This window comes from Kitasatospora sp. NPDC059146 (genome assembly GCF_042786665.1).
Classification (GTDB): domain Bacteria; phylum Actinomycetota; class Actinomycetes; order Streptomycetales; family Streptomycetaceae; genus Kitasatospora.
In genome coordinates this window covers 1-1,886 of the sequence record NZ_JBHZCY010000094.1, presented here as the reverse complement: position 1 = coordinate 1,886, position 1,886 = coordinate 1, and the positions used below count along the sequence as shown (strand labels likewise).

The following is a 1,886-nucleotide window of genomic DNA, read 5'->3' as shown; positions in this document are numbered from 1 at the left end:
TCCCCCGCTCCGGAATTCGCGTAAGGGGCGACGGGGCGACGGGGTGGCGGGGCGACGGGCGTAACCGGCCCGTCACCCCGGGCGGCTGGGAACCATCAAACGCCTGCGGCGCGGGTAGGGGCAGGCCGATCCTGTAGGCAGAAGCTAGGCAGTTCACTAGGCTGTCCGGCCCTCACCAACGGCACCGCAGAGACGGGCCAGCCGATGAGAACGTGGCGTGATCCGCTGGCCCGACGGGGATGTCCGTGATGCCCTGCGCGGTGTCTTCGGCGTGGCCACGAACGCAGAGCTGGGACTGTTCCCGAAGCGGACCCGGCGGGACCGTGAGGAGGTGAGTGAGTCGAAGCGCCGTGACTTCTTGGCCGTCTCCCTGGCCTCGATCCTGCCCGATGTGCTGCCGTCTCCATCTTCTCTGGGGATGAAGGACATTGACGATATTGCAGAGCGGACCTTCGCTCTGGAGGAGTGGGACCGGCGAAGCGGAGGTCTTGCCACTCGCCATCTGGCCTTCGGTGAACTGCGAAGCGCTGTCGATCTCACCAAGTCGTCGATGGGACCGCGTGTCCGCGACCGGCTGTGCGGCCAGATCGCCAATCTCGCCGACCTTGCAGCGTGGTCGGCGTTCGACGCGGGCCAGAGCTCACCTGCACGCAGCACGTTCGGGCTCGGCATCAAGGCGGCCCAGGAGGCCGGCGACGATGGGCTCCTGTGTCATGTCGCAACCGGCCTCGCCCGCCAGGAGATTGCCGAGCGTAAGTCCGGAGAGGCTGTCGCCCTGGCCGACATGGCCATGGGCAACGTGCCCTTGTCGGCGCTCGCGATGATCGCGGCGGTCAAGGCCCAGGCGCACGCCATCCAAGGCGACGAACCCGAGGTGATGCGGCAGATCGCCCTCGCGGAGTCGATCTACAGCCGCGTGAGTGATCTCCGCAGCGAGCCTCGCTGGATGTGGTACTTCACCGAACACAAGCTGCACGGCGAGACCGGCCACGCCCTCTACCTGCTCGCGGCGGTCAAGGGAAAGCCTGTCTCCGATCTGGTGTCCCGGCTTCGCCGAGCCGTGGACTCCCAGACCTCCAACCGGGCCCGCTCGAAGGCGATCGACACCGCCCAACTGGCCACAGTGCTCTACCGTCAGGGCGCCCGGGAAGAAGCCGAGCACTACGCCCGCACAGCCACCGACCTTTCCGCCGCCGTCCGCTCCGCACGACTGGACGCCGCACTGGTCGAGATGAGGAGAGCACAGGCATGACGATCGAAGACGTGATCAAGGAAGCCGCGGCTCGAGGTATCACGGGGCTCCCGGAGCCTTCCCGGCTCACCCACGTCCGGGTGTGGCCGGGTGCGTCGCAGTGGGTCGGCGAGGTCGGCGAGCCGCCCCACAATGAGACCGTGGGGGATGGCATGTTCAACACCAAGGGCGAGGCTCAGGAAGCCGCGCTGAAGGCTGTTGCTGACGGTAGGGCCTTGCTGGCCTCCCTGCTCCCGGCGGATCTCGCAGCGACGGCCGCAGAGTGGCCGGAGCCGACCGTGAATGCTTGGGACGCCTGACAGCCAAATGGTTCCTGGCCCGAGAAGTGATCAATCGGGCCTCCTGCGGTCAGGGTGGCTCGGCATTGGCGCTGCGGGAGACCTGCCCTGCCTGTTGTCGGCGTGGGTGGTCATCGAGGCGTCGAGCGGGACTGCCGACCCGGAGTGAATGGTTAATCCCGGTGCAAGATTTCAAGGCCTTCTCGTCGCCTGCGTAGGAAGTCGGTCTGGCCGACTTCCTACGCAGAGATGGTTGGAAGTTCCGTTGCCGCTTTGGCATCACCGAAGCGGCAACGGGAGTGACTCGATTTTGCGATTTTCGGCGAGCTTCCCCTGGGCTTTCCTATATTTTGGGC

The 1,886-nt window shown here is 66.4% G+C and carries 2 protein-coding genes; both read left to right on the top strand.

Annotated features, from left to right (window positions below; genetic code table 11):
- The first annotated feature begins 217 nt into the window (after positions 1–217).
- A complete protein-coding gene (locus ACFXPX_RS30990; protein WP_380644170.1) occupies positions 218–1,252 on the top strand; it encodes a hypothetical protein in 1,035 nt (344 codons plus the stop codon).
- Positions 1,249–1,551, top strand: a complete 303-nt coding sequence (locus ACFXPX_RS30985) for a hypothetical protein (protein ID WP_380644169.1) — start codon at positions 1,249–1,251, stop codon at positions 1,549–1,551. The genes ACFXPX_RS30990 and ACFXPX_RS30985 overlap by 4 nt, the downstream gene beginning before the upstream one ends.
- Positions 1,552–1,886 lie beyond the last annotated feature (335 nt).